Below are 23,494 nucleotides of genomic sequence, written 5' to 3' on the forward strand. Positions count from 1 at the left end.
GCCGGGCGGCCTACAGCCCGATGAGCCGCAGCGGTTCGAAGCCCTCGGGCTCGCGCTTGTCGGCCGCGCCGCGCGCCTGGCTGACCACGCGCGTGCGGCGGCCGTCCGGGTGCTCGACCACGTAGTCGTGGCGGCGGTGCACGTGGCCGTGCAGCCACAGGTCCACGCCGGGGAAGAGGTCGTCGTCGGCGTTGCAGAAGCTGGCGGTGCTGGCCTGGTGCCCGTAGCGCGGGTCGGCGCTGCGCAGGCTCGGGGCGAAATGCGTCACCACCACGGTCGCGTCCCAGCGGCCCTGCGCCGGCTCGGCCAGCTCCCGCGTCAGCCATTGCCGGCAGGCCAGGCCTTCCTCGCGCACGGCGGCGGCGTCGAAAGGCGCGCCGCCGCGCGTGGAGCGCTGCACGCGCGCGAAGTAGCCGCCCGCGCGCAGCGCCTTGATGCGCTGCGCGGCGCCGAAGACCCCGAAGTCGCTCCAGCGCACCGTGCCGACGAAGCGCACGCGCCGGCCGTCGGCGGCGTCCCAGACGAAGCGCTCGCACTCCAGCAGCCGCAGCTTCAATTCGGCGCAGCGCGCGCGCAGCCCGGCCCAGGCCTCATCCAGGTCGCGGCCGTCGAACTCGTGGTTGCCGGCGACGAACAGCACCGGCACCGGCCAGTGCGCGAAGCGCTCCAGCGCCTGCCAGCGGCTGTCGATGTCGCCGGCCAGCACCAGCAGCTCCGCGCCCGGGGCGGGTTCGGGGTTGAACTCCTCGGTTTCGAGGTGCAGGTCCGACAGCAGCTGCAGGCGCATGCGTTCAGGTCAGCTCTTGCCGTGGCACTGCTTGAACTTCTTGCCGCTGCCGCAGGGGCAAGGGTCGTTGCGGCCGACCTTGGGCGTGTCGCGGCGTACCTGCTCCACGGCGTAGCGCTGGTCGGAGGTCAGGTCCCACAGCTCGGCCACGGCCATGACCAGGTCGTCGATGGCCTCGTCCACGCTGGCCAGCGGCAGCTCGCGCTGCATGGTGTCCAGCACCTCGCGCTCCTCGTCGGTCTGCGCGGGCAGGTGGCGGAAGACGCGCGCCAGCGTCAGGTCCACCGCGTCGTCCTCGGACTCCATCAGCTTGGGGAAGCTCAGCGCCGCATGCTGGAAGCCCACCACCCAGGGCATGAGCGGGCGCGAGGCCTCGGGCAGCGACTCCTGCAGCGCCTTGGCGTCGGCGGCGGCCTGCTGCTCGTACTCGCTCAGCGGCAGCTCGTCCTCGGCGCCCTCCCCGTCCTCCGGCTCGGACTCGGGATCGAGGATGACGGGATCGAAGGCGCCGTCCTCGGCCAGCGCGCGGTTCAGCGCCTCGTAGCGGCGGCGGATCAGGGCGCTGCAGCGCTGCAGCCACTCGGCATCGACGTCATCGGGCAGCGGGCGCTGCTCGATGTCGAAGATGGGAGGCAGCCACTGCGCCTCGTCCAGCAGCTCAGGCTGCACCAGCACGCCGCAGAGGTAGCCGTCGAGCATCACGATGTCCAGCGGCTGCAGCGGCTCGGGCGTGGCGGCAAGGAGTTCGTCGAGCTCGGCGAGCTCTTGATCAGTGAGGTCTTGTTTCATGGGCGGATTGTCGGCCATGGCACCGGCCCGTCCTGCGGCAAGGCCGGTGCCACCAGGAAAGAGAAAAGGCCCGCGCGGGGCGGGCCTTCACAAGGGAGCGCGAAGCGCCGGGCGTCAGGCCGCCAGATGCTGCTCCAGGCGGGCCTTGGCGGCGGCCAGCTCGGCGGGCAGGTGGCTCTTGAGCAGTTCGAACAGCTCGTCGTGCAGCTTCACCTCGTGCAGCCAGGCCTCGCGGTCGATGCTCGTGACGCTGGCGAACTGCTCGCGCGAGAACTCCAGGCCTTGCCAGTTGAGGTCCTCGTAGCGCGGCGTGGTGCCGAACAGGTGCTCCTCGCCGGCCGGGGCGGTGCCGTCCACGCGGCCCAGAATCCACTGCAGCACGCGCATGTTCTCGCCGTAGCCCGGCCAGGTGAACTTGCCGTCGGCGCCCTTGCGGAACCAGTTGACGCAGAAGATGCCGGGCAGCTTGGCGCCCTTGTCCTGCAGTTGCGCGCCCAGGTTGAGCCAGTGCTTGAAGTAGGCGCCCATGTGGTAGCCGGCGAAGGGCAGCATCGCGAACGGGTCGCGGCGCACCACGCCCTGCTGGCCGGCGGCGGCGGCGGTGGTCTCGCTGCCCATGGTGGCGGCCATGTACACGCCCTCGACCCAGTCACGCGCCTCGGTCACCAGCGGCACCGTGGTGGAGCGGCGGCCGCCGAAGATGAAGGCGTCGATGACCACGCCCTCGGGATTGTCCCACTCGGGGTCCAGCACCGGGTTGTTGGTGGCGGCCACCGTGAAGCGCGCGTTGGGGTGCGCGGCCTTGCGGCCGGTCTCCTTGGCGATCTGCGGCGTCCAGTCCTGGCCCTGCCAGTCGATCAGGTGCGCCGGGGCCGTGTCGGTCATGCCTTCCCACCACACGTCGCCGTCGTCGGTGAGCGCCACGTTCGTGAAGATCACGTCGCGCTGCAGCGAGGCCATGCAGTTGGGGTTGGTCTTCTCGTTGGTGCCCGGGGCCACGCCGAAGTAGCCGGCCTCGGGGTTGATGGCGCGCAGCTTGCCGTCGGCGCTGGGCTTGATCCAGGCGATGTCGTCGCCGATGGTGGTGACCTTCCAGCCCTCGAAGCCCTGCGGCGGCACCAGCATCGCGAAGTTGGTCTTGCCGCAGGCGCTGGGGAAGGCGGCGGCCACGTGGTGCTTCTTGCCCTCGGGGTTGGTCACGCCCAGCACCAGCATGTGCTCGGCCAGCCACCCTTCGTCGCGGCCCATGTTGGAAGCGATGCGCAGCGCGAAGCACTTCTTGCCCAGCAGCGCGTTGCCGCCGTAGCCCGAGCCGTAGGACCAGATCTCGCGTGTGGCGGGGTAGTGGACGATGTACTTGGTCTTGTTGCAGGGCCAGGCCACGTCCGGCTGGCCTTCGGCCAGCGGCGCGCCCACGGTGTGCACGCAGGGCACGAACTCGCCACTCTCGCCCAGCAGCTCCAGCACGCGACGGCCCATGCGGGTCATGATGCGCATGTTCACGGCCACGTACGGGCTGTCGGAGAGCTCCACGCCCAGCTGGCTGATGGGCGAGCCCAGCGGGCCCATCGAGAACGGGACCACGTACAGCGTGCGGCCACGCATGGCGCCGCGGAACAGCGCGTTCTCGCCGGTCTGCAGGATCGCGCGCATCTCGGCAGGCGCCATCCAGTTGTTGGTCGGGCCGGCGCCCTCGGCCGTCTCGGAGCAGATGAAGGTGCGGTCTTCCACGCGCGCCACGTCGCTGGGATCGCTCCAGGCCAGGTAGCTGTTGGGACGCTTGGCCGGGTTGAGGCGCTTCATCGTGCCGCCGTCCACCAGCAGCTGGCACAGCCGGTCGTACTCTTCCTGCGAGCCGTCGCACCAGTACACGTCGCGGGCTTCGGTCAGGGCGGCGATTTCGGCGACCCAGGCGATCAGGCGGCTGTGGCGGACATAGGCGGGAACGTTCAAACGCAAGCCTTCCATGGCGGGTTGGTTCATGAGAACTCCGATCTAAAGAAAAAGAGACGGCATTGGGTCAACCTCGCCCTCGTCGCGAAGCTGGCCGAATACCGTCGGGCTGTGCGCAGCGCCCTGGATCGCAGGGGCGCGGTTTCGCCCGGGTACGGCCTCTGATCCCAGCCGCCGGGCGTGCAGTGTGGCGGCAGTGTAATGGCGTGGTAACTGCCCGGGACCTGGGGTAGCGCAAGGTTGGTGCACGGCGGCAGGCGCTTTGTGAGGCCTTTCACGGGAGGGAAGCGCCCGCGGGCAAGCAACATGCCGTGATGCAATTCCCCACCTTGGTTCTCGTCTATTTCCGATGCAGCTCCTGAGCCTCAACACCCTGATCCTGCTGCCCGACGGCGGCACCGCGCCCCGGCGCCAGCCCGCCGCGCAAGCCCATGCCGTCGAGCGCTTCGGCCTCGAAGGCGAGCCGCCCGCGGCCACGCCCGCACGTGCTCTCTACGCTTATCCCATCGAACACTACCCGCTGTGGCAGACGCTGCGCGCCCAGGCCCGCGCCGGGGAATGGGGCGAGGCCCTGCCCTACGGTGCCCTGGGCGAGGCCCTGACGCTGCAGGGCCTGGTGGAAGCCGACGCCTGCGTGGGCGACGTGCTGGTGTTCGAGGGCGGCTGCGAGCTGGCGGTGAGCGAGCCGCATGTGCCCGGCCCCGAGCTGGACGCCGCGCTGGGCTTCAAGCACGCCAGGCAGATGATGTTGCAGTCGGCGATGTGCGGCTTTCACCTGGGCGTGCGCCTGGGCGGCACGCTGCGCAGCGGCGAGCGTTTTACCTTGCGGCCCGGCCCGCGCGACGTGAACATCGCCGAGCTGTTCCGCGCCCGGCGCGGCTGACCCGGCTCAGGGCCCGGACAGCGGCACCGCCTGCAGGGCCTGCCGCCGCCGCGCCTCCCAGCGGTACAGCGGCCCCATCAGCACCAGCACCGCGACGTAGCGCACGACGTGGAAGGCCGTCACCAGCGGCACGCCCAGCTGCAGCACCTGCGCCGTGATGCACATCTCCGCCATGCCACCGGGCGAGTTGCCCAGCAGCACCGCCGCCGGCGCCAGGTCGGCCGCCCGCGCCAGCAGCCAGGAAAAGCCCAGCGAGGCGGCGATCATCCCCACCGTGCCCAGCGCCACCGTGCCCAGCCAGCGCGGCGCGGCGCGCAGGAACTCCGGCGTGAAGCGCGTACCCAGCGACACGCCGATCAGCAGCTGCCCGGCGTTGGTCATCTCGTGCGGCAGCACCGCCTCGGGCAGCACGCCGGAGCCGGTCAGCAACAGGCTCACCACCAGCGCGCCCAGCACCCAGGGATTGGGCGTGCCCAGGCGCCGCGCCAGCAGCGCGCCGGCCAGCGTCAGCCCGCACAGCAGCGCCAGCAGGTGCGGCGGCAGCAGCATCTCGCCGGCGCGTCCTTGCAAAGGATGAAAGCCCGCCGCCTGCAGGCCCCAGGGCAGCGCCACCACCACGATCAGCACGCGCAGCGAATGCGCCGCGGCGACGCGGTCCACCCGCCCGCCATGGCGCTCGGCCAGCACCGCCATCTCCGAGGCGCCGCCGATGGCCCCGGCGAAGAAGGCGGTGGCGTGGTCCGGCGCGCCGCCAGCGCGCCCCAGCAGCCGGGAGAACAGCCAGCCCAGCAGCAGCGCCCACAGCACGCCGGCCAGCAGCGCCGGTGCCAGGCCCGGCAGCGTGCGCAGCACCGCCGGCGTGAAATGCAGGCCCAGCGCGGTGCCGATCACCCACTGCCCGGCGTGGCGCAGCAGCGGCGAAACGCCCAGCCGCGCCCCGGCCGAGCAGGCCAGCGCCGTGGCCAGCAGCGGGCCCAGCGTCCAGGCCAGCGGCACGCGCAGCCGCTGGCACAGCAGCGCCGCCGCGGCGGCCAGCGCCAGCGTCAGCAGCCCGCGCCCAATCGCGCCCGCGTGTGCAGCCCGCGCCGCGGCCTTGCCTTCCATCACCCTCATGCTTGTCTTCGTGGCCGACCCGGGCCCGCTCAAGGCGGAACCCGCATCGCTGCGTGTACTGAATGGGAAAAGGTTCGCAGCCTAAGGGATTCGCCCTGCCGCCGCCGTCCCTGCCGGCCGAAGCCCCAGGAGGCAGCGGCTACAGTGCCGCATGCTTGCCTATCGACACGCCTTTCACGCCGGCAACCACGCCGATGTCCTCAAGCACCTGGTCCTCGCGCAGGTGCTGCGCTACATGAACGAGAAGGACAAGCCCTACACCCTGATCGACACCCACGCCGGCGCCGGCGGCTACTCGCTGCAGGGCCGCTACGCCCACAAGAAGGACGAGTTCGAGACCGGCATCAAGCCGCTGTGGGGCGAGTCCGGGCTGCCTGAGCCGCTGGCCGACTACGTGCAGCTGGTGCGCGACTTCAACGACGGCGGCAAGCTCGCCCAGTACCCGGGCTCGCCCGCCATCGCTCAGCGCATCCTGCGCGACACCGACCGGCTGCGCCTCTACGAGCTGCACCCCACCGACTACCGCATCCTGGAGTCCTTCCTGAGCAGCCGGCCGCACACGCAGGTGGACATGAGCGACGGCTTCAATGCCATTGCCCGCGACCTGCCTCCGCCCTCGCGCCGCGGCGTGCTGCTGATCGATCCCTCCTACGAGCTCAAGACCGACTACGGCAAGGTGGTGCACGCCGTGCGCGACGCGCTGCAGCGTTTCGCGCAGTGCGTGATCCTGGTCTGGTACCCGCAGATCCAGCTGGTGGAGGCGGCGCAGCTGCCCAAGCGCCTGACCGCCGCCGCGGCCGCCGCGCCCAAGGGCTGGCTCAATGCCACGCTGAGCGTGGCCGAGGCCGGCCCCGACGGCTTCGGCATGACCGGCAGCGGCATGTTCGTGATCAACCCGCCCTGGACCCTGCACGACGCCCTGGCGCAGAGCCTGCCGGTGCTGGTGGACAAGCTCGGCCAGTACGACGGCGCCCGCTTCAGCATCGAGCAGCAGGCGGCCTGAGCCCATTCGTTCCCTCGCGCTGCCGGCCCTCGCCGGCGGCGTCGCGTTTCCAGACCTGAGAGCGCCGATGCGTCATCCGCTGCAAGACAGCAACCCCTCCTCCAACGCCTCGATCCACCAGCTCGACGCCTCCCGGCGCGTGCTGCTGCAGGGCGGCCTGGGCACGGCGCTGGCCGCGCTGTTCGGACCGTTGGCCGGCTGTGCCGCGCCGGCCGGCAACGGCGTCTCCGGCACCAGCACGCTGCTGGGCTTCCAGGGCCTGCCGCCCAGCGAGGCCGACACCGTCACCGTGCCGCCGGGCTACCGCGCGCAGGTGCTCACCGCCTGGGGTGAGCCGGTGGGCATCGCCGGCGCGCCGATGCCGCCCTGGCGCGAGGACGCCTCCAACAGCGCCGAGGAGCAGGCGCTGCAATACGGCATGCACCACGACGGCATGCAGTTCCTGCCGCTGCAGGACGACGGCCGCCGCGGCCTGCTGGTCATCAACCACGAGTACACCGACGACGGGCTGCTGCACCCCGACGGCGGCGACCCCTGGAGCGCCGAGAAGGTGCGCAAGGACCAGGCGGCGCATGGCCTTTCGGTCTCGGAGGTGGAGCTGCACGAGGGCCAGTGGCGCCTGGTGCGCCCCAGCCGCTACGCGCGCCGCATCACCGCCACCACGCCCTGCGCGCTGCAGGGCCCGGCCGCCGGCCATGCGCTGCTGCGCACCGCCGCCGATCCCGACGGCCGGCGCGTGCTGGGCACCTTCGCCAACTGCGCCATGGGCCGCACGCCCTGGGGCACGGTGCTCAGCGGCGAGGAGAACTTCGCCTTCTATTTCAACGCCGGCCCGCGCCCCGACGCGCACCAGAAGCGCTGGGAGCTTCCCAACGGCAGCTTCAACCGCTGGGAGGCGCACGACGCGCGCTTCGATGCGGTGAAGCATCCCCACGAGCCGAACCGCTTCGGCTGGATCGTCGAGCTCGACCCGATGGACCCGGGCAGTGCGCCTGTGAAACGCACCGCGCTGGGCCGCGCCGCGCACGAGGGCGCCTGGGTGGCGCTCACCCGCGACGGCCGCGCGGTGGTGTATTCGGGCGAGGACGCGCGTTTCGAATACCTCTACAAGTTCGTCAGCCGCGATCGCGTCAAGCCGGCCGCCGACGGGCTCACGGCCGCGCAGGCCAACCGCGAGCTGCTGGACCACGGCACGCTCTACGTCGCGCGCTTCGACGCCGAGGGGCGCGGGCGCTGGCTGCCGCTGGTACACGGCCAGGGGCCGCTGACGGCGGCCAACGGCTTCGCCGACCAGGGCGAGGTGCTGATCAAGACGCGCCAAGCCAGCGATCTGCTGGGCGCCACCAAGCTGGACCGGCCGGAGTGGCTGGCCATCCATCCCGCCAGCGGCGAGGTGTTCTGCAGCCTGACCAACAACAGCCGCCGCGGCCAGGGAGGCCAGCCCGGCGTCGATGCCGCCAACCCGCGCGCGGCCAACGCCATGGGCCAGATCCTGCGCTGGCGCGAGGACGGCGACTTCCACGCCGAAACCTTCACTTGGCGCCACCTGCTGCTGGCCGGCGACCCGGCCAATGCCCGCGCCGAGGCGCGCGGCGATGTGAAGGGCGACGCCTTCGGCTGCCCGGACGGGCTGTGTTTCGACCCGCGCGGCGTGCTGTGGGTCCAGACCGACGTGGCCGCCGGCCACCTGCACCGGGGCGAGTTCGCGCGGCTGGGCAACAACCAGATGCTGGCCTGCGACGTGACCACGGGCGAGGTGCGGCGTTTTCTCACCGGCCCGGTGAACTGCGAGATCACCGGCGCCACCTTTACCCCTGACGGGCGCACCCTGTTCGTCAACGTCCAGCACCCGGGCGAGCCGGCCAGCGACCGCAGCGACCCGAAGAACATCAACCGCTTCTCGCGCTGGCCTTTCGGCGGCCGGCCGCGCTCGGCCACGGTGGTGGTGCAGAAGCTGGATGGCGGGGTGATCGGGAGCTGAAGCGCCACGCCCCTACTTCGTCATTCCCGCACAGGCGCGCTGCTGTCCGGGAAAAGTGGCCGGGCCACTGCCATGGCGCGTACTGGAAACGCAGACCGAAGAAAGAGCGCCGTCATGCCCGCCTTCGCGTGCATGACGACATTTCTTCCACGGCCTGCCCCGTCGCTCGTCGGCCCTGAGCTTTCCCCGGACAGCACGCCGACTTGCCCCCTGAGCCCGGCCCCGATACTCCCCCGCCATGAACACCGTCGCCTGGATGCCCCGCCGCGCCTCGCTCGTGCGCTGCGCGCCTTTCGCGCTCTTCATGGTCCTGCTGGCGCTGCGCGGGGCCGCCAACGACGCCGGCTGGAGCGGCGCGCCCTGGATCTACGCCCTGAACCTGCTGCTGGTCGGCGGCCTGCTCTGGACTTGGCGGCGGGAGTACGCCGAGCTGCGCAGCGCGCCGCCGCTGCGCGAGGCGCTGCTGTCGGTGGGCGTGGGGCTGCTGGTGTTCGTGTTGTGGGTGCAGCTCGACGCGCCCTGGATGCAGATCGGCGAGCCCACCGCCGCCTTCGTGCCGCTGGACGACGCGGGCCGGCCGGACTGGGCGCTGATCGCCGTGCGCTGGACGGGCGCGGCGCTGCTGGTGCCGGTGATGGAAGAGCTGTTCTGGCGCGGCTTCCTGATGCGCTGGCTGGAGCGCCCGGCCTTCGAGGGCGTCGATCCGCGCCGCGTCGGGCTGCGGGCGGTGCTCATCTCCACGCTGCTGTTCATGCTCGCCCACACCCTGTGGCTGGCCGCCATCGTCGCCGGCCTGGCCTACGCGCTGCTGTACCTGCGCACCGGACGGCTGTGGAACGCCGTCATCGCCCACGCCGTCACCAACGGCGCGCTGGGTATCTGGGTGGTGGCCACGGGCAACTGGCAGTTCTGGTGAGCGGGGACTGCGGGCAGATTGCCAACAGGGAGTAAACGGCCCGCACACAAATCAGCACTGAGCGTGCTGGCCGTTGACCCCTGGTGGACAGGGTTGCGCCTGCCCTCCGCAGCCCTGGCGGCTCAGACGCCGCGCGCCCGGTCCGCGGCGAACTGCACGCGGAACTGCTCGAAAGTGCCGGCGTCCAGCGCCTCGCGGATCTCGCGCATCAGGTTCAGGTAGTAGTGCAGGTTGTGGATGCTGGTGAGCATCGGGCCCAGCATCTCGCCGCAGCGGTCGAGGTGGTGCAGGTAGGCGCGGCTGAAATGCCGGCAGGTGTGGCAGCTGCAGGTCTCGTCCAGCGGGCGCTGGTCGGCGCGGTGCCGGGCGTTGCGGATCTTGAGGTCGCCGAAGCGGGTGAACAGGTGGCCGTTGCGCGCGTTGCGGGTGGGCATCACGCAATCGAACATGTCCACGCCGTTGGCCACGCCGTCCACCAGGTCCTCGGGCGTGCCCACACCCATCAGGTAGCGCGGCTTGTGAGCCGGCAGCCGGTGCGGGGTGTGGGCCACGATGCGCTGCATCTCGGCCTTGGGCTCGCCCACGCTCACGCCGCCGACGGCGTAGCCGGGCAGGTCCAGCTCCAGCAGCGAGGCCAGCGAGGCTTCGCGCAGGTGCTCGAACATGCCGCCCTGCACGATGCCGAACAGCGCGTTGGGGTTCTCCAGGCGCTGGAACTCGGCCAGGCAGCGCCGCGCCCAGCGCAGGCTCAGCTCCATCGAGGAGCGGGCCTCGGCCTCGGTCGTGAGGTGGCCCTTGGTCTCGTAAGGGGTGCACTCGTCGAACTGCATGACGATGTCCGAGTTCAGCACCGTCTGGATCTGCATGCTGACCTCGGGCGTGAGGAACAGCTTGTCGCCATTGACCGGCGAGGCGAACTTGACGCCCTCCTCACTGATCTTGCGCATCTCGCCCAGGCTCCAGACCTGGAAGCCGCCACTGTCGGTGAGGATGGGCTTGTTCCAGCCCTCGAAGCGGTGCAGCCCGCCGAAGGCGTGCAGCACGTCCAGGCCCGGGCGCATCCACAGATGGAAGGTGTTGCCCAGGATGATCTGGGCGCCCATCTCCTCCAGCGAGGCGGGCAGCACGCCCTTGACGGTGCCGTAGGTGCCCACCGGCATGAAGATCGGCGTCTCCACCACGCCATGGTTGAGCGTGAGGCGGCCGCGGCGCGCGCGGCCGTCGGTCTTGAGCAGTTCGAATTTCAACATGCGGGAATTGTCCCGCAGCGCCGCGATCCGGCCGGCACGCGGGGCCGTTGCGGCGGCGCCAGCCGTGGCCCAGTGCACGGCTCGGCTGCGGGCCCGGGCGGCGCGTCCTGGCCGGACGATCAGGCCGCCAGGGCCGTGCGGATCACTTCTTGGTATCGAGGGCCAGAATCCACTTCACCAACTGCTTGGCGTCGGCTTCCTTGATGGCGACGTGGTTGGGCGGCATGGCCAAGCCCGAGACCTTGCCTTTCCAGTGACTCTCGTACGGGTTGGAGCCCTGCAGCACGGTGCGGGTCAGCTGCTCGTCGGCGCCCTTGACGCCCTTGTACTTGGCCGACACGTCCTTCCAGGCCGGGCCGACGGGCGCCAAGCCGTCCGGACCCTGCGCGCCGGGCTCGATGTGGTGGCAGGTCATGCAGCCGCTCTTGCTGGCGAGTTGCAGCATCGCGTCGTCCTTCTTGTCGGCGGCCAGGGCGGCGCTGGAAACCACGGCCATCGCGACCCACACACACAGCGCTTGCTTGCTCATGGAAAACCCCTCTTGCGTTGATGAATGACCTCACGGTAGCGGTCACAGAGGGGCGGACTTTGACAATCCTCAATACCCACGGCGCTTTTGCCAGGGTGGAGCAGGTGGAGCGCCGCTGGAGCAACGGGGCTGCTCCAGCGCGCAGCAGCATGCAAGAAGCGGGCGCAGCGCACTGACGTCAGCGCGCCGCGGCCGGGCAGCGCGGCTCAGCGCCGGCGCTGCAGCAGCATGGCGTCGCCGTAGCTGAAGAAGCGGTAGCGCGCTTCCACCGCGTGGCGGTACAGCGCGCGCACATGCTCGTAGCCGCTGAAGGCGCTCACCAGCATCATCAGCGTGCTCTTGGGCAGGTGGAAGTTGGTGACCAGCAGGTCCACCACGCGGAAGTCGAAGCCCGGGGTGATGAAGATGTCCGTGTCGCGCGCCCCGGCTTCGAGCCGGCCGCCGCGCGCGGCGGACTCCAGCGCGCGCAGCGTGGTGGTGCCGGCGGAGACGATGCGCCCGCCCGCGGCGCGCGTCTCCTGGATGGCCTGGACCGTTTGCTCGCTGACCTCGAACCACTCGCTGTGCATGCGGTGCTCGGCCAGGTTCTCGCTGCGCACCGGCTGGAAGGTGCCCGCGCCCACGTGCAGCGTGACGTTGGCGCTGCGCACGCCGCGGGCCTTGAGCGCCGCGAGCACGGCGTCGTCGAAGTGCAGCGAGGCCGTGGGCGCCGCCACCGCGCCGGGACGCGCGGCGAACACCGTCTGGTAGCGCTGCGCGTCCTCGGCCTGGTCGGCGTGGGTGATGTAGGGCGGCAGCGGCACGTGGCCGTGGCGCTCCAGCAGGGTCAGCGGGTCGTCGGGGAAGCGCAGGTGGAACAGCGAGCCGTCCACGCCGCTGCGGCCCAGCACCTCGGCATCGAAGCCCTGCGCGAGGTCGTCGCCGAAGCGGATGCTGCCGCCGGGCTTGGGCGACTTGCTGGCGCGCAGGTGCGCCAGCACTTCGTTGCCGGGCAGCAGCCGCTCGATCAGCGCCTCGACGGCGCCGCCGGTGGGCTTCTCGCCATAGAGGCGCGCCTTGATCACGCGCGTGTCGTTGAAGACGAGCAGGTCGCCGGGCTGCAGCAGGCTGGGCAGCTCGCGGAACACGCGGTCCGCCGGGAAAGTGCCGCGGCCGTCAAGCAGGCGCGAGGCGCTGCGCTCCGTGGCCGGCTGCTGGGCGATGAGCTCCGGCGGGAGGTGGAAGTCGAAATCGCTGAGGGTGTAGGTGGTCATGGGCGCAGGCTGTACCGGCCTGGAAGAGGTCCGTGCATCAGAAGGCAGAATTGTTCCATGCCAGTCACTGCCGAGTCCGTACCTTTGCCGCAACGCCCTGCGCCGTCTGGGCGTACGGCCAGCCCGGCGGGCAAGGCCATGTTGAAGCTGGGCCTGGTGCGCGACATCGACCTGGCGCTGCACCTGCCCCTGCGCTACGAGGACGAAACCCGCATCACCCCCATCGCCCGCACCCGCGAGGGCGACCACGTGCAGGTCGAGGGCGTGGTGCAGCGTGCCCAGGTGGAGCTGCAGCCGCGCCGGCAGCTGGTGGTGCGGCTGCACGACGGCAGCGGCGAGCTGACGCTGCGCTTCATTCACTTCTATGCCGCGCAGCAGAAGATCCTGGCGCCCGGCGCGCGCGTGCGCGTGCGCGGCGAGGTGCGCGGCGGCTTCTTCGGGCGCGAGATGGTGCATCCGGTGTTCCGCCCCGTGGAGCCGGGCACGCCGCTGGCGACCTCGCTCACGCCCGTCTACCCCGCCAGCGCGCAGCTGCCGCAGGCCTACCTGCGCAAGGCCGTGGTGTCGGCGCTGGGGCGCGCGCCGCTCAACGAGCTGCTGCCGCCGCAGGTGCTTCCCGCCAGCCTGCCCACGCTGCGCCAGGCGCTGGACTTCCTACATCACCCGCCGCCGGACGTGAGCATGGCCACGCTGGAGGACCACAGCCACCCGGCCTGGCAGCGCCTGAAATTCGAGGAGCTGCTGGCGCAGCAGCTCAGCCAGCTGCAGGCGCAGCGCGAGCGCGCCAAGCTGCGCGCGCCGGCGCTGCCGGCGCGCGAGGGCGGCCTGCGCCAGCAGCTGCTGGGCCAGCTCCCTTTCGGGCTGACCAACGCGCAGGAACGCGTGGTGGCCGAGATCGCCGCCGACCTGGCCCTGTCGCAGCCCATGCACCGGCTGCTGCAGGGCGACGTGGGCTCGGGCAAGACCGTGGTGGCGGCGCTGGCCGCGGCCGTGGCCATGGACGCGGGCTGGCAGTGCGCGCTGATGGCGCCGACCGAGATCCTGGCCGAGCAGCATTTCCGCAAGCTGGTGCAGTGGCTGGAGCCGCTGGGCGTGGGCATCGCCTGGCTCACCGGCAGCCGCAAGGGCAAGGCGCGCCAGCAGATGGTGGAGCGCGTGGCCAGCGGCGAGGCACAGCTCATCGTCGGCACCCATGCCGTGATCCAGCAGGACGTGCATTTCGCCCGGCTGGGCCTGGCCATCGTGGACGAGCAGCACCGCTTCGGCGTGGCGCAGCGCCTGGAGCTGCGCAAGAAGCTGGCGCACGAGGCGCTGGAGCCCCACCTGCTGATGATGAGCGCCACCCCCATCCCGCGCACGCTGGCGATGACCTACTACGCGGACCTGGACGTCAGCACCATCGACGAGCTGCCGCCGGGGCGCTCGCCCATCGTCACCAAGGTGTTCGCCGACGGGCGGCGCGAGGAGGTCATCGCCCGCATCGCCGACGAGGTCGCCAACGGCCGGCAGGCCTACTGGGTGCTGCCGCTGATCGAGGAAAGCGAGACGCTGGACCTGCGCAACGCCACCGAAGCCCATGCCGAGCTCCAGGCCGCGCTGCCGGGGGTGAAGGTGGGCCTGCTGCACGGCCGAATGCCCGCGGCGGAGAAGGCGGCGGTGATGGCCGAGTTCTCGGCCGGCCACATGGGGCTGCTGGTGGCGACCACGGTGATCGAGGTCGGCGTGGACGTGCCCAATGCCAGCCTGATGGTGATCGAGCACGCCGAGCGCTTCGGCCTGTCGCAGCTGCACCAGCTGCGCGGGCGCGTGGGCCGCGGCGCGGTGGCGAGCGTGTGCGTGCTGCTCTACACCGGGCCGCTGTCGCAGACCGGCAAGTCGCGCCTGCGCGCCATGGCCGAGACCACCGACGGCTTTGAAATTGCCCGACGCGATCTGGAAATCCGCGGCCCCGGCGAGTTCATGGGCGCGCGCCAGAGCGGCGACGCGCTGTTGCGCTTTGCCGACCTGCTGCAGGACACCGCCCTGCTGGAACGCGCCCGGCGCGTGGCGCCCAAGCTGCTCGACAGCTACCCCGAGGCCGCGCAGGCGCATGTGGCGCGGTGGCTGGGAAGCAAGGCGGAGTTTTTGAAGGCGTGAGGAAAGGCGCGCGGGTGCGACCCGCGCCGTCCCACTCAGATTTCGACGTTGTCGATCAACCGCGTCTTGCCCAGCTTGGCCGCGGCCAGCACCACCATCGGCTCGTCCAGGCTCTGCGGCTCCTGCAAATCAGCCTGGCGGCGGATGACGACGTAGTCGGGCTGCCAGCCGCGGCGCTGCAGCGCGGCCAGGGCCTCGCGCTCCAGGGTGTGGGCGTCGCTGCCGCTGTCGCGCACGGCGCGCGCCACCGAGTCCAGCAGCCGGTGCAGCTCCACCGCCTCGGCGCGCTCGGCCAGGCTCAGGTAGCCGTTACGCGAGGACAGCGCCAGGCCGTCGTCGGCGCGGCAGGTCTCGCCCGCCACGATCTCCACCGGCAGCGCCAGCTGCCGCACCATGGCCTTGATGACGAGCTGCTGCTGGTAGTCCTTCTTGCCGAAGTAGGCCACCGCCGGCTGCACGATGTTGAAGAGCTTGAGCACCACCGTGCACACGCCGGTGAAGAAGCCGGGGCGGAAGTGGCCTTCCAGGATGTCGGCCAGCGCGGCCGGCGGCTGCACCTTGTAGGCCTGCGGCTCCGGGTACAGCTCGGCCTCGTCGGGCGCGAACACGAAGTCGCAGCCCTGGGCTTCCAGCAGCGCGCAGTCGGCTTCGAGCGTGCGCGGGTAGCGGTCGAAATCCTCGTGGGGCCCGAACTGCAGCCGGTTGACGAAGATGCTGGCCACCACCGGGCGGCCGGAGGCCTTGGCCTGGCGCACCAGCGCCAGGTGGCCCTCGTGCAGGTTGCCCATGGTCGGCACGAAGGCCGGGCGAGGCCCTTGCGCCAGGGCGGCGCGCAGGTCGGCGATGCGGTGCAGCACTTGCATGGCGGCTTTTCTCCCCTCGGTGGTTGTTTCTTTAACGGCTGTGCAGCTGGTCGTCGGGAAAGCGCCCGGCCTTGACCTCGCTGACGTAGCTGCGCACGGCCGCCTCGATGCTCGGCGCCCCTTCCATGAAGTTGCGCACGAAGCGCGGCTTGCGGCCGGGCGTGATGTCGAGCATGTCGTGCAGCACCAGCACCTGGCCGCTGCAGCCCGCGCCGGCGCCGATGCCGATGGTCGGGATCGGCAGCTCGGCCGTGATCTCGCGCGCCAGCGCCGCGGGCACCAGCTCCAGCACGATCATCGCGGCACCGGCCTGCGCCAGCTCCTGGGCGTGGCGCTTGAGCGTGGCGGCGGCTTCATGGTCGCGGCCCTGCACGCGCCAGCCGCCCAGGGCATGCACCGACTGCGGCGTCAGGCCCAGGTGGCCGCACACCGGGATACCGCGCTCCACCAGCGCGCGCACCAGCGGCGAAGTCCAGCCGCCGCCTTCGAGCTTGATCATGTGCGCGCCGGCCTGCATCAGCGCCACGGCGCTGCGCACGCCCTGCTCCAGGCTCTCGTGGTAGCTGCCGAAGGGCAGGTCCGCCACGATCCAGGCGCTGCGGTTGCCGCGTGCCACGCAGCGCGTGTGGTAGGCCATCTCCTCCAGCGTGGTGGGCAGCGTGCTGTCGTGCCCTTGCAGCACCATGCCCAGCGAGTCGCCGATGAGCAGCATCTCCACGCCGGCGTTGTCGAGCACCTGCGCGAAGACGGCGTCGTAGCAGGTGAGCATCGTGAGCTTCTCGCCGGTGGCGTGCAGCTCGCGCAGTCGGTGCAGGGTCAGGGGCTTGCGGTCCATGGTCGAAACTCCGTGCCGGCAGCCGCGCCGGCGCACAGGGGCCGGGATTTGAGCACAATCCCGGGATGACCCTGACCGAACTGCGATACATCGTGGCCGTGGCCCGGGAGAAACATTTCGGACGCGCGGCCGAGGCCTGTTTCGTGTCACAACCGACCCTTTCGGTGGCCATCAAGAAGCTGGAGGAAGAGCTCGACGTCAAGCTCTTCGAGCGCGGCAGCAACGAGGTCAGCGTCACGCCGCTGGGCGAGGACATCGTCCGCCAGGCCCAGTCCGTGATCGAGCAGGCCGCCGCCATCAAGGAGATCGCCCGCCGCGGCAAGGACCCGCTCAACGGGCCGCTGCGCCTGGGCATCATCTACACCATCGGCCCCTACCTGCTGCCCGAGCTGGTGCGCCACGCCATCGCCATGACGCCGCAGATGCCGCTGATGCTGCAGGAGAACTTCACGGCCAAGCTGCTGGAGATGCTGCGCACCGGCGAGCTCGACTGCGCCATCATGGCCGAGCCCTTCCCCGACACCGGCCTGGCCCTGGCGCCGCTGTACGACGAGCCCTTCATCGTCGCCGTGCCCAAGGCGCATGCGCTGGCGCAGCGCGAGGCCATCAGCGCCGAGGAGCTCAAGCAGGAGACCATGCTGCTGCTGGGCACCGGCCACTGCTTCCGCGACCACGTGCTGGAGGTGTGCCCGGAGTTCGCGCGCTTCTCCAGCGCTACCGAGGGCATCCGCAAGAGCTTCGAGGGCAGCTCGCTGGAGACCATCAAGCACATGGTGGCCTCGGGCATGGGCATCACCGTGGTGCCCAAGCTGTCGGTGCCGCGCGAACCGCAGCCGCTGGTGAAGTACATCCCCTTCGAGCCGCCCGCGCCCTCGCGCCGCGTGGTGCTGGCCTGGCGCCGCACCTTCACCCGCTACGAGGCCATCGCCGCGCTGCGCAACGCGGTCTATGCCTGCGAGCTCGAAGGCGTGGAGCGGCTCAGCGGTTGAGCCGGAAAAGGCTATCGCCAGCTTTGGGCTATTCAAATAGCCTGTTTGATAGCCCGCATCCATTCTTCTGTTCATCCCGGCGCCGCCGCGAGCACACAGCAAAGGACGATGTGATGGGCGTGCCGACGGCCGGTGCGCGCAGCCCGCGGGTTGGCACAGGCACTGCCCTTGCTGGCGCGCGGCTGCTAAGCCGCAAGCCGCCGGGGCAGCCCGCCACCCCGCCTTGGCTACATTGGTGGTTGTCCCCTCAACCTGAACAGGAGAAACGCATGGCCCAGACCCCTGCCAAGACCCCGATCAACATCGGCATCAGCGAGGAGCACCGTGCCGCCATCGCCGGCGGCCTCAACAAGCTGCTGGCCGACACCTTCACGCTCTATCTGAAGACGCATAACTTCCACTGGAACGTCACCGGCCCGATGTTCAACACGCTGCACATCATGTTCATGGAGCAGTACACGGAGCTGTGGAACGCGGTGGACCCGATCGCCGAGCGCATCCGCGCGCTGGGCCACACGGCGCAGGGCTCCTACGCGCAGTTCGGCCAGAACGCCACGGTGGGCGACGCCCCGGGCCAGCCGCCCAAGGCGCTGGAGATGGTGCGCCTGCTGGTGGAAGGCCACGAGGCCGTGGCCCGCACCGCGCGCGAGCTGTTCCCGGTGGTGGAAGAGGCCGGCGACGAACCCACCGCCGACCTGCTGACCCAGCGCCTGACGGTGCACGAGCAGACGGCCTGGATGCTGCGCTCGCTGCTGGAGGAATAAGCCTCTCCACGCCGCGCCGGGCCCGTGCGGCAGCACTGCACGAGGCCGGCGGCGCGGCAATGCCCGCCCCGGCGGCGGGCCAGGCGAGGGCCGCGATAATCGAGGGTTTTCCTTTTCACGCGCGGTCGGGTTTTGCGGCCGCAAACCGCTTTTTTTCCGCACGCCCCGCATGTCCGCCGACCTCCTCTCCCAGGTGCGCCGCCGCCGCACCTTCGCCATCATTTCCCACCCTGACGCGGGCAAGACCACGCTGACCGAGAAGCTGCTGCTGTTCTCGGGCGCGATCCAGATCGCCGGCTCGGTCAAGGCGCGCAAGGCCAGCCGCCACGCCACCTCGGACTGGATGGAGATCGAGAAGCAGCGCGGCATCTCGGTGGCGTCGTCCGTCATGCAGATGGAATACCGCGACTGCGTGATCAACCTGCTCGACACCCCGGGCCACCAGGATTTCTCGGAAGACACCTACCGCGTGCTCACCGCCGTGGACGCGGCGCTGATGGTCATCGACGCCGCCAATGGTGTTGAACCCCAGACGCGCCGCCTGCTGCAGGTCTGCCGCGCCCGCAACACGCCCATCCTCACCTTCGTCAACAAGATGGACCGCGAGGTGCAGGAGCCGCTGGCGCTGATGGACGAGATCGAGCGCGAGCTGGGCATGGGCGTGGTGCCCTTCACCTGGCCGGTGGGCATGGCCAAGCACTTCGGCGGCGTGCTGGACCTGCGCCGCGACCAGATGCGCGTGTTCTCGCCCGGCGAGGACCGGCACCACGACGACGACGAGATCATCGACGGCGTGCACAACCCGGTGCTGGCGGAGCGCTTCGGCATGTCCTACGAGCAGGCCGCCGGCGAGATCGAGTTGGTGCGGGAAGCCGCCCCCGCCTTCGACGAGGAGGAATTCCTCACCGGCCACCAGACGCCGATGTTCTTCGGCTCAGCCATCAACAACTTCGGCGTCAAGGAAGTGCTGGATGCCCTCGTCGAGCTGGCGCCGGCGCCGGGTTCGCGCCACGCCATCCAGCGCGAGGTGAAGCCCGAGGAGCCCAAGTTCAGCGGCGTGGTCTTCAAGATCCAGGCCAACATGGACCCGGCGCATCGCGACCGCATCGCCTTCCTGCGCGTGGCCAGCGGCCACTTCGAGCGCGGCATGCGGCTGAAGGTGGTGCGCTCCGGCAAGGAGTTGCGTCCGAACTCGGTGGTGAGCTTTCTCTCGCAGCGCCGCGAGTTGCTCGATGAAGCCTTTGCCGGCGACATCATCGGCATCCCCAACCACGGCGTGCTGCAGCTGGGCGACACCATCACCGAGGGCGAGGCGCTGCAGTACACCGGCTTGCCCTTTTTCGCGCCGGAAATGTTCCGCGCGGTGGAGGTGGCCGATCCGCTCAAGACCAAGCAGCTGCGCGCGGGCCTGACGCAGCTGGGCGAGGAAGGCGCGATCCAGGTGTTCCGCCCAGCGGCCGGCTCGGTGCTGCTGCTGGGCGCGGTGGGCCAGCTGCAGTTCGAGGTGGTGGCGCACCGCCTGGAGCACGAGTACGGCGTGCGCGCGCGCATCCAGCCCGTGCGCTACAACGTGGCGCGCTGGGTGACCTGCGACGACGCCAAGGAGCTGCAGCGCTTCATCGACCACAACGCGCACCGCGTGGCCTTCGACGCCGTGGACGCGCCCTGCGTGCTGCTGGAGTACGCCGGCGAGCTGCGCGCCATGCAGGACAACTGGCCCAAGATCAAGTTCCACGCCCTGCGCGAACACGCCGGGCTGATGTTCCAGCAGCGGATCGAGGCTTGAGCGCCGCAAGCGGCCCAGGTCACTGAGCGACAAGCCGCCTGCTGCCCAGGCGCGCGATTTGCCCCTGATTCCGCCCGCATCGCCGGCCCTCGCCGGCGATGGGCCAACGGAGTCAGAGGAGCGTGACATGAGCAGCTTGAAGGCCGCGGTCGCGGCGTTGAGTCTGGTGGCCAGTTCACTGGCCGGCGCAGCGATCATTGATCACGGGACCTACACGACCGACACCCGGCTCAGGCTGGACTATCTGGATGTCGGCCTGCTGCACGGCACCTACGCCAACTTCTCGTCGGGCGTGGTCTTCGGCGGCCGCACCTGGATGCTGGCCACCCCTGGCCAGATCGCCCACACCTGGTCCGACGCGACCGGGCTCTCGCTGATCCGGGCCGATATCCTGTCCGGCGACAACGACATGACGCGCGCCGCCGTGGCCACGCTGTTCCGGCTGTTCGACGGCGTGACGGGCGACGTCGGTCAGGCTGGCGAACGGGTCATCGGCAATTACGCGGTGGATGGCTACTACCAGTTCATCCGCGGCGGCAGCCTTGCCACGCACACCGTGTTCGACGACTCCCACTTCGTCACCGACACGGAGGGCTCGCACAGCGCCTGGCTGGTCAGCCAGGCGCCCGCCGTGCCCGAGCCGAGTGTGCTGGTGCTCGCGACGCTCGGCGTGCTGGGTGTGGGAGTGGCTTGCAGGACGCGGCGCTGACGCCCTCGGCGTCAGCTCGCTCGACCTGCCCCATCTTCCCGAACCGCCTGGCTCACGTCCGCACGGGTGAGCCCCCAGCGCAGCAGCAGGTGGTCGAAAAGCACGCGCTCGCTGTCCTGCACACGACCGTCGGCGGTGATCACGGCGGCGCCCAGCCGTGCCACCAGGCGCCGCCTGGCCGGGTCGCGCACGGTTTGCAGCTCGGCCTCGATCAGCGCCCGCTCCGACAGCGTCAGCCACGGCCGCTGCTGCAGCCGCTCGCCCAGCTCCTCGCACAGCTCGCTGGCCACGCGCATGAACTCGGTGCGCTCGATGCCGATACGCCCGAAGGCATCCAGCTCGTCGAGCATCGCCAGCTCACGCGGATCGAGCTTGGTGTCGGCCACGATCAGCAGCGCGATCAGGCGCGCCATGGCTTCGGGCGTATCAGTGTCGCGGTCGGTGGACATGGAAGACCTCCTGGCTTGAATGGGAAAAGGCGCGGCCCGGGCCGCCCCGGCTCCTTGGCAAGGGCCGGGCCTTGGGCGCGCACCCGGCGTGGAGCAACGCCCAGGCGCCGGAGTTCCGCAGGCCGCGCGCGAAAATCCGCCGCCATGAGCACGCAAGCCGTATCTCCCCCGTCGCGCCTGGCGCTGTACCTCGACCTGATCCGCTGGAACCGCCCCGCCGGCTGGCTGCTGCTGCTGTGGCCCACGCTGTCGGCGCTGTGGATGGCGGCCGACGGCTTCCCCGGCTGGCACCTGCTGGCGGTGTTCACGCTGGGCACCATCCTCATGCGCAGCGCCGGCTGCTGCGTCAACGACGTGGCCGACCAGGACTTCGACCGGCATGTGAAACGCACCGCGCAGCGCCCGGTGACGCGCGGCGCCATCGGCACGCGCGAGGCGCTGCTGGTGGGCGCGGCGCTGTCATTGCTGGCCTTCTTCCTGGTGCTCACCACCAACGGGCCGACCATCACGCTGTCCTTCGCCGCGCTGGCCATCGCCATCGCCTACCCCTACGCGAAGCGGCTGGTGTCCATGCCGCAGGCGGTGCTGGGCGTGGCCTTCAGCTTCGGCATCCCCATGGCCTTCTCGGCCGTGCAGGGCGGCGCCAGCTGGGGCCCGGCCGCGGTGGCCGACGCCGTGCCGCTGCATGCCTGGGGGCTGCTGCTGTCGAACCTGTTCTGGGTGCTGGCCTACGACACCGAGTACGCGATGGTGGATCGCGATGACGACATCCGCATCGGCATCAAGACCTCGGCCCTGACGCTGGGCCGCTTCGACGTCATCGGCGTGACCAGCTTCTACCTGCTGCACCTGGCCAGCTGGGCCTGGATCGGCCTGCAGCTGGGCCTGGGCGGCTGGTTCCTGGCCGGCATCGCCGTGGCCTCAGCGCAGGTGCTCTGGCACTGGACGCTGATCCGGCACCGCACCCGCGAAGGCTGCTTCAAGGCTTTCAGGTTGAACCACTGGCTGGGCTTTGCGGTGTTCGCCGGGACGGTGCTGGACCTGGCGCTGCGCTAAGGCCGGCGCAAAGGCCTCGTACACCCTCAATTTCGCCCCGCGCCGCTCGAACACGGAGCTGCGCCCCTGCACCACCCCGGCCGGCCAGGGCGCGCCGGTGGCGGCCAGCCAGTCGCGCGCGACGCGCCGGCCGCCCGGGCCGCCGCACCAGCGCTGCGCGTGCAGCGGCGAGCGCGCCACGCGCGGGTCGTCGAACAGCAGCTGCCCCAGCGGGCGCGTGCCCAGCCCGGCCAGCGCGCGCCAGGGTCCGCACAGCGATCGAGCCGGCGCCACGCTGCGCGCCCACACCAGCGGCACGCCGTCCACCAGCAGGACCACCTCCCGCACCAGGTGCCGGCCGGCGCCCAGCTCGCGGCGCTCCTCGCGCAGCAACGGCGCCACGCGCTGGCGCAGCGTGCGCACCTCGAAGCTGGACCCGAGCGCCCTAAGCCGCGCCGTCAGCGAGCCCGGCGCCCGCTGCCAGCGCCGCAGCGCCAGGCTCACGCCTTGCCGAACTCGTCGCCCAGCTCGCGCGCGCGGGCCTGGGCCGCGTGCAGCGCGCGCACGAAGGCGTCGCGCACGCCGTCGGCTTCCAGCGAGCTGATGGCGGCATGCGTGGTGCCGCCCTTGGAGGTGACGCGCTCGCGCAGCACGGCCGGACTGTCCTCGGACTGCTGCGCCAGCGCCGCCGCGCCGGCCACGGTGGCCAGCGCCAGCTCGCGGCCCTGCTCGGTGCTCAGGCCCATGCGCTCGGCCGCGGCGATCATGGCCTCCACCACGTAGAACACGTAGGCCGGGCCGGAGCCGGAGATCGCCGTGACGGCGTCCAGGTCTGCCTCCTGGGCCACCCACACCCGGCGGCCCGTGGGCGCCAGCAGTGCATCGACCTCGGCCTTCTGCGCCTCGGTGACTTCAGGACGGGCGTACAGGCCCGAGATGCCCTGGCCGATCAGCGCCGGCGTGTTGGGCATGGCGCGCACCACGGCTTGGCTGCCGGTGGCGCGCGCGATGGCGTCGGTGCGGATGCCCGCCATCACGCTGAGCTGCAGCGCGCCGTTGACGCGCCCGGCGCAGGGCACGGCGGCCTCGTTGAAAAGCTGCGGCTTCACGGCCCAGACCACGATCTGCGCCTGCGACAGCGCCGGCGCCGCCGCGGGCAGCGCCACCACGCCGAAGGTCTGCAGCAGCTTCACGCGCTGCGCCTCCACGGGCTCCACCACCAGGATCGAAGAGACCGGGCGGCCGGATTGCAGCAGCCCGCCGATGAGGGCGCCGGCCATGTTGCCGCCGCCGATGAATGCAACTGTGCTCATCCGGAAAGTGTAGGCGCCGCGCCCAGGGGTGCCGGCCGGCACGCGCCCTGCCCGCAGCCCGCGCACGCCTTGGCCGCCGCGCCACCCCGCCCGCGGCCCGCGGGCCTACAGTGGGCCTGGACGGTGTGAAAAGCCGCCATCGACAACCAATGCCGACG

The 23,494-nt window shown here is 71.0% G+C and carries 21 protein-coding genes and 1 pseudogene; 10 read left to right on the plus strand and 12 right to left on the minus strand.

Annotated elements, in window-relative coordinates; all coding sequences use genetic code 11:
- Nucleotides 1–10: 10 nt before the first annotated feature.
- From HHL10_RS02645 to HHL10_RS02655, 3 genes are all read right to left on the minus strand, one after another.
- Nucleotides 11–787 carry a metallophosphoesterase gene (locus HHL10_RS02645; protein ID WP_169158757.1) on the minus strand — a complete coding sequence of 259 codons (777 nt, stop codon included), beginning with the start codon at nt 785–787 and terminating at the stop codon, nt 11–13.
- Between the two features lie 9 nt (nt 788–796).
- Nucleotides 797–1,576 carry a YecA/YgfB family protein gene (locus HHL10_RS02650; protein ID WP_169158758.1) on the minus strand — a complete coding sequence of 260 codons (780 nt, stop codon included), beginning with the start codon at nt 1,574–1,576 and terminating at the stop codon, nt 797–799.
- A 114-nt stretch (nt 1,577–1,690) separates the two neighbouring features.
- A complete protein-coding gene (locus HHL10_RS02655; RefSeq protein ID WP_169158759.1) occupies nt 1,691–3,559 on the minus strand; it encodes a phosphoenolpyruvate carboxykinase (GTP) in 1,869 nt (622 codons plus the stop codon).
- Nucleotides 3,560–3,878: 319 nt separating this feature from the next.
- Here HHL10_RS02655 and HHL10_RS02660 point away from each other — a divergent pair, with 319 nt between their 5' ends.
- Nucleotides 3,879–4,412, plus strand: coding sequence for an MOSC domain-containing protein (locus HHL10_RS02660; protein WP_169158760.1), 534 nt, complete (start codon nt 3,879–3,881; stop codon nt 4,410–4,412).
- Between the two features lie 6 nt (nt 4,413–4,418).
- Here the strand turns inward: HHL10_RS02660 and HHL10_RS02665 are convergent, their stop codons facing one another.
- Complete coding sequence (locus HHL10_RS02665; RefSeq protein WP_375138928.1) at nt 4,419–5,525, minus strand: AbrB family protein; 1,107 nt, start codon at nt 5,523–5,525, stop codon at nt 4,419–4,421.
- Between the two features lie 151 nt (nt 5,526–5,676).
- Here HHL10_RS02665 and HHL10_RS02670 point away from each other — a divergent pair, with 151 nt between their 5' ends.
- The 3 genes from HHL10_RS02670 to HHL10_RS02680 all read left to right on the plus strand — a co-directional run bounded on the left by HHL10_RS02670 (nt 5,677) and on the right by HHL10_RS02680 (nt 9,425).
- Nucleotides 5,677–6,528 (plus strand): 23S rRNA (adenine(2030)-N(6))-methyltransferase RlmJ, encoded by an 852-nt coding sequence (locus tag HHL10_RS02670; RefSeq protein ID WP_169158761.1) that lies wholly within the window; start codon nt 5,677–5,679, stop codon nt 6,526–6,528.
- Between the two features lie 67 nt (nt 6,529–6,595).
- Nucleotides 6,596–8,509, plus strand: coding sequence for a PhoX family protein (locus tag HHL10_RS02675; RefSeq protein ID WP_169158762.1), 1,914 nt, complete (start codon nt 6,596–6,598; stop codon nt 8,507–8,509).
- Nucleotides 8,510–8,747: 238 nt separating this feature from the next.
- Nucleotides 8,748–9,425, plus strand: coding sequence for a CAAX prenyl protease-related protein (locus HHL10_RS02680; RefSeq protein WP_235970990.1), 678 nt, complete (start codon nt 8,748–8,750; stop codon nt 9,423–9,425).
- Nucleotides 9,426–9,547: 122 nt separating this feature from the next.
- On the opposite strand, the gene tgt is transcribed toward HHL10_RS02680, so the two are convergent.
- The 3 genes from tgt to queA all read right to left on the minus strand — a co-directional run bounded on the left by tgt (nt 9,548) and on the right by queA (nt 12,457).
- Nucleotides 9,548–10,675 (minus strand): tRNA guanosine(34) transglycosylase Tgt, encoded by a 1,128-nt coding sequence (gene tgt / locus HHL10_RS02685; RefSeq protein ID WP_169158763.1) that lies wholly within the window; start codon nt 10,673–10,675, stop codon nt 9,548–9,550.
- A 142-nt stretch (nt 10,676–10,817) separates the two neighbouring features.
- On the minus strand, nt 10,818–11,204 hold the full coding sequence (locus HHL10_RS02690; protein ID WP_169158764.1) for a c-type cytochrome: 387 nt from the start codon (nt 11,202–11,204) through the stop codon (nt 10,818–10,820).
- 206 nt (nt 11,205–11,410) lie between these two features.
- A complete protein-coding gene (gene queA, locus HHL10_RS02695) occupies nt 11,411–12,457 on the minus strand; it encodes a tRNA preQ1(34) S-adenosylmethionine ribosyltransferase-isomerase QueA (protein WP_169158765.1) in 1,047 nt (348 codons plus the stop codon).
- Between the two features lie 57 nt (nt 12,458–12,514).
- Here queA and recG point away from each other — a divergent pair, with 57 nt between their 5' ends.
- A complete protein-coding gene (gene recG / locus HHL10_RS02700; protein WP_169158766.1) occupies nt 12,515–14,593 on the plus strand; it encodes an ATP-dependent DNA helicase RecG in 2,079 nt (692 codons plus the stop codon).
- 35 nt (nt 14,594–14,628) lie between these two features.
- On the opposite strand, the gene panC is transcribed toward recG, so the two are convergent.
- Together panC and panB are read right to left on the minus strand one after the other, a co-directional pair.
- The gene (gene panC / locus HHL10_RS02705; protein WP_169158767.1) at nt 14,629–15,456 is read right to left on the minus strand and encodes a pantoate--beta-alanine ligase; all 828 of its coding nucleotides are present in this window, start codon (nt 15,454–15,456) and stop codon (nt 14,629–14,631) included.
- 31 nt (nt 15,457–15,487) lie between these two features.
- A complete protein-coding gene (gene panB, locus HHL10_RS02710; RefSeq protein ID WP_169158768.1) occupies nt 15,488–16,291 on the minus strand; it encodes a 3-methyl-2-oxobutanoate hydroxymethyltransferase in 804 nt (267 codons plus the stop codon).
- 65 nt (nt 16,292–16,356) lie between these two features.
- On the opposite strand from panB, the gene HHL10_RS02715 reads away from it, so the two are divergent.
- From HHL10_RS02715 to HHL10_RS02730, 4 genes are all read left to right on the plus strand, one after another.
- A complete protein-coding gene (locus HHL10_RS02715) occupies nt 16,357–17,280 on the plus strand; it encodes a LysR substrate-binding domain-containing protein (RefSeq protein WP_169158769.1) in 924 nt (307 codons plus the stop codon).
- A gap of 269 nt (nt 17,281–17,549) precedes the next feature.
- Entirely contained in the window at nt 17,550–18,044 is a 495-nt protein-coding gene (locus HHL10_RS02720; protein ID WP_169158770.1) for a Dps family protein, read from the plus strand.
- A gap of 169 nt (nt 18,045–18,213) precedes the next feature.
- On the plus strand, nt 18,214–19,830 hold the full coding sequence (locus tag HHL10_RS02725) for a peptide chain release factor 3 (RefSeq protein ID WP_169158771.1): 1,617 nt from the start codon (nt 18,214–18,216) through the stop codon (nt 19,828–19,830).
- 127 nt (nt 19,831–19,957) lie between these two features.
- The gene (locus tag HHL10_RS02730; RefSeq protein ID WP_169158772.1) at nt 19,958–20,539 is read left to right on the plus strand and encodes a PEP-CTERM sorting domain-containing protein; all 582 of its coding nucleotides are present in this window, start codon (nt 19,958–19,960) and stop codon (nt 20,537–20,539) included.
- An 11-nt stretch (nt 20,540–20,550) separates the two neighbouring features.
- On the opposite strand, the gene HHL10_RS02735 is transcribed toward HHL10_RS02730, so the two are convergent.
- Nucleotides 20,551–20,988: a tellurite resistance TerB family protein gene (locus tag HHL10_RS02735; RefSeq protein WP_169158773.1), complete on the minus strand. Its 438-nt coding sequence runs from the start codon at nt 20,986–20,988 to the stop codon at nt 20,551–20,553.
- Nucleotides 20,989–21,132: 144 nt separating this feature from the next.
- Here HHL10_RS02735 and ubiA point away from each other — a divergent pair, with 144 nt between their 5' ends.
- Complete coding sequence (ubiA, locus tag HHL10_RS02740) at nt 21,133–22,044, plus strand: 4-hydroxybenzoate octaprenyltransferase (RefSeq protein ID WP_169158774.1); 912 nt, start codon at nt 21,133–21,135, stop codon at nt 22,042–22,044.
- Between the two features lie 213 nt (nt 22,045–22,257).
- On the opposite strand, the pseudogene HHL10_RS30375 reads toward ubiA, so the two are convergent.
- Nucleotides 22,258–22,527, minus strand: a pseudogene (locus HHL10_RS30375) (chorismate--pyruvate lyase family protein); the annotation flags it as partial.
- On the minus strand, nt 22,524–23,336 hold the full coding sequence (gene proC / locus HHL10_RS02745; protein ID WP_169158775.1) for a pyrroline-5-carboxylate reductase: 813 nt from the start codon (nt 23,334–23,336) through the stop codon (nt 22,524–22,526). The pseudogene HHL10_RS30375 and the gene proC, both read right to left, overlap by 4 nt.
- Nucleotides 23,337–23,494 lie beyond the last annotated feature (158 nt).

This window comes from Azohydromonas caseinilytica (assembly GCF_012927045.1).
In the GTDB taxonomy this organism is placed as follows: domain Bacteria; phylum Pseudomonadota; class Gammaproteobacteria; order Burkholderiales; family Burkholderiaceae_C; genus Azohydromonas; species Azohydromonas caseinilytica.

Bases quoted from the DNA above. Each gene is read 5' to 3' on its own strand.
- HHL10_RS02645 (WP_169158757.1), bottom strand. From the start codon at position 787: ATGCGCCTGCAGCTGCTGTCGGACCTGCACCTCGAAACCGAGGAGTTC.
- HHL10_RS02650 (WP_169158758.1), bottom strand. From the start codon at position 1,576: ATGAAACAAGACCTCACTGATCAAGAGCTCGCCGAGCTCGACGAACTC.
- HHL10_RS02655 (WP_169158759.1), bottom strand. From the start codon at position 3,559: ATGAACCAACCCGCCATGGAAGGCTTGCGTTTGAACGTTCCCGCCTAT.
- HHL10_RS02660 (WP_169158760.1), top strand. From the start codon at position 3,879: ATGCAGCTCCTGAGCCTCAACACCCTGATCCTGCTGCCCGACGGCGGC.
- HHL10_RS02665 (WP_375138928.1), bottom strand. From the start codon at position 5,525: ATGAGGGTGATGGAAGGCAAGGCCGCGGCGCGGGCTGCACACGCGGGC.
- HHL10_RS02670 (WP_169158761.1), top strand. From the start codon at position 5,677: ATGCTTGCCTATCGACACGCCTTTCACGCCGGCAACCACGCCGATGTC.
- HHL10_RS02675 (WP_169158762.1), top strand. From the start codon at position 6,596: ATGCGTCATCCGCTGCAAGACAGCAACCCCTCCTCCAACGCCTCGATC.
- HHL10_RS02680 (WP_235970990.1), top strand. From the start codon at position 8,748: ATGAACACCGTCGCCTGGATGCCCCGCCGCGCCTCGCTCGTGCGCTGC.
- tgt (WP_169158763.1), bottom strand. From the start codon at position 10,675: ATGTTGAAATTCGAACTGCTCAAGACCGACGGCCGCGCGCGCCGCGGC.
- HHL10_RS02690 (WP_169158764.1), bottom strand. From the start codon at position 11,204: ATGAGCAAGCAAGCGCTGTGTGTGTGGGTCGCGATGGCCGTGGTTTCC.
- queA (WP_169158765.1), bottom strand. From the start codon at position 12,457: ATGACCACCTACACCCTCAGCGATTTCGACTTCCACCTCCCGCCGGAG.
- recG (WP_169158766.1), top strand. From the start codon at position 12,515: ATGCCAGTCACTGCCGAGTCCGTACCTTTGCCGCAACGCCCTGCGCCG.
- panC (WP_169158767.1), bottom strand. From the start codon at position 15,456: ATGCAAGTGCTGCACCGCATCGCCGACCTGCGCGCCGCCCTGGCGCAA.
- panB (WP_169158768.1), bottom strand. From the start codon at position 16,291: ATGGACCGCAAGCCCCTGACCCTGCACCGACTGCGCGAGCTGCACGCC.
- HHL10_RS02715 (WP_169158769.1), top strand. From the start codon at position 16,357: ATGACCCTGACCGAACTGCGATACATCGTGGCCGTGGCCCGGGAGAAA.
- HHL10_RS02720 (WP_169158770.1), top strand. From the start codon at position 17,550: ATGGCCCAGACCCCTGCCAAGACCCCGATCAACATCGGCATCAGCGAG.
- HHL10_RS02725 (WP_169158771.1), top strand. From the start codon at position 18,214: ATGTCCGCCGACCTCCTCTCCCAGGTGCGCCGCCGCCGCACCTTCGCC.
- HHL10_RS02730 (WP_169158772.1), top strand. From the start codon at position 19,958: ATGAGCAGCTTGAAGGCCGCGGTCGCGGCGTTGAGTCTGGTGGCCAGT.
- HHL10_RS02735 (WP_169158773.1), bottom strand. From the start codon at position 20,988: ATGTCCACCGACCGCGACACTGATACGCCCGAAGCCATGGCGCGCCTG.
- ubiA (WP_169158774.1), top strand. From the start codon at position 21,133: ATGAGCACGCAAGCCGTATCTCCCCCGTCGCGCCTGGCGCTGTACCTC.
- proC (WP_169158775.1), bottom strand. From the start codon at position 23,336: ATGAGCACAGTTGCATTCATCGGCGGCGGCAACATGGCCGGCGCCCTC.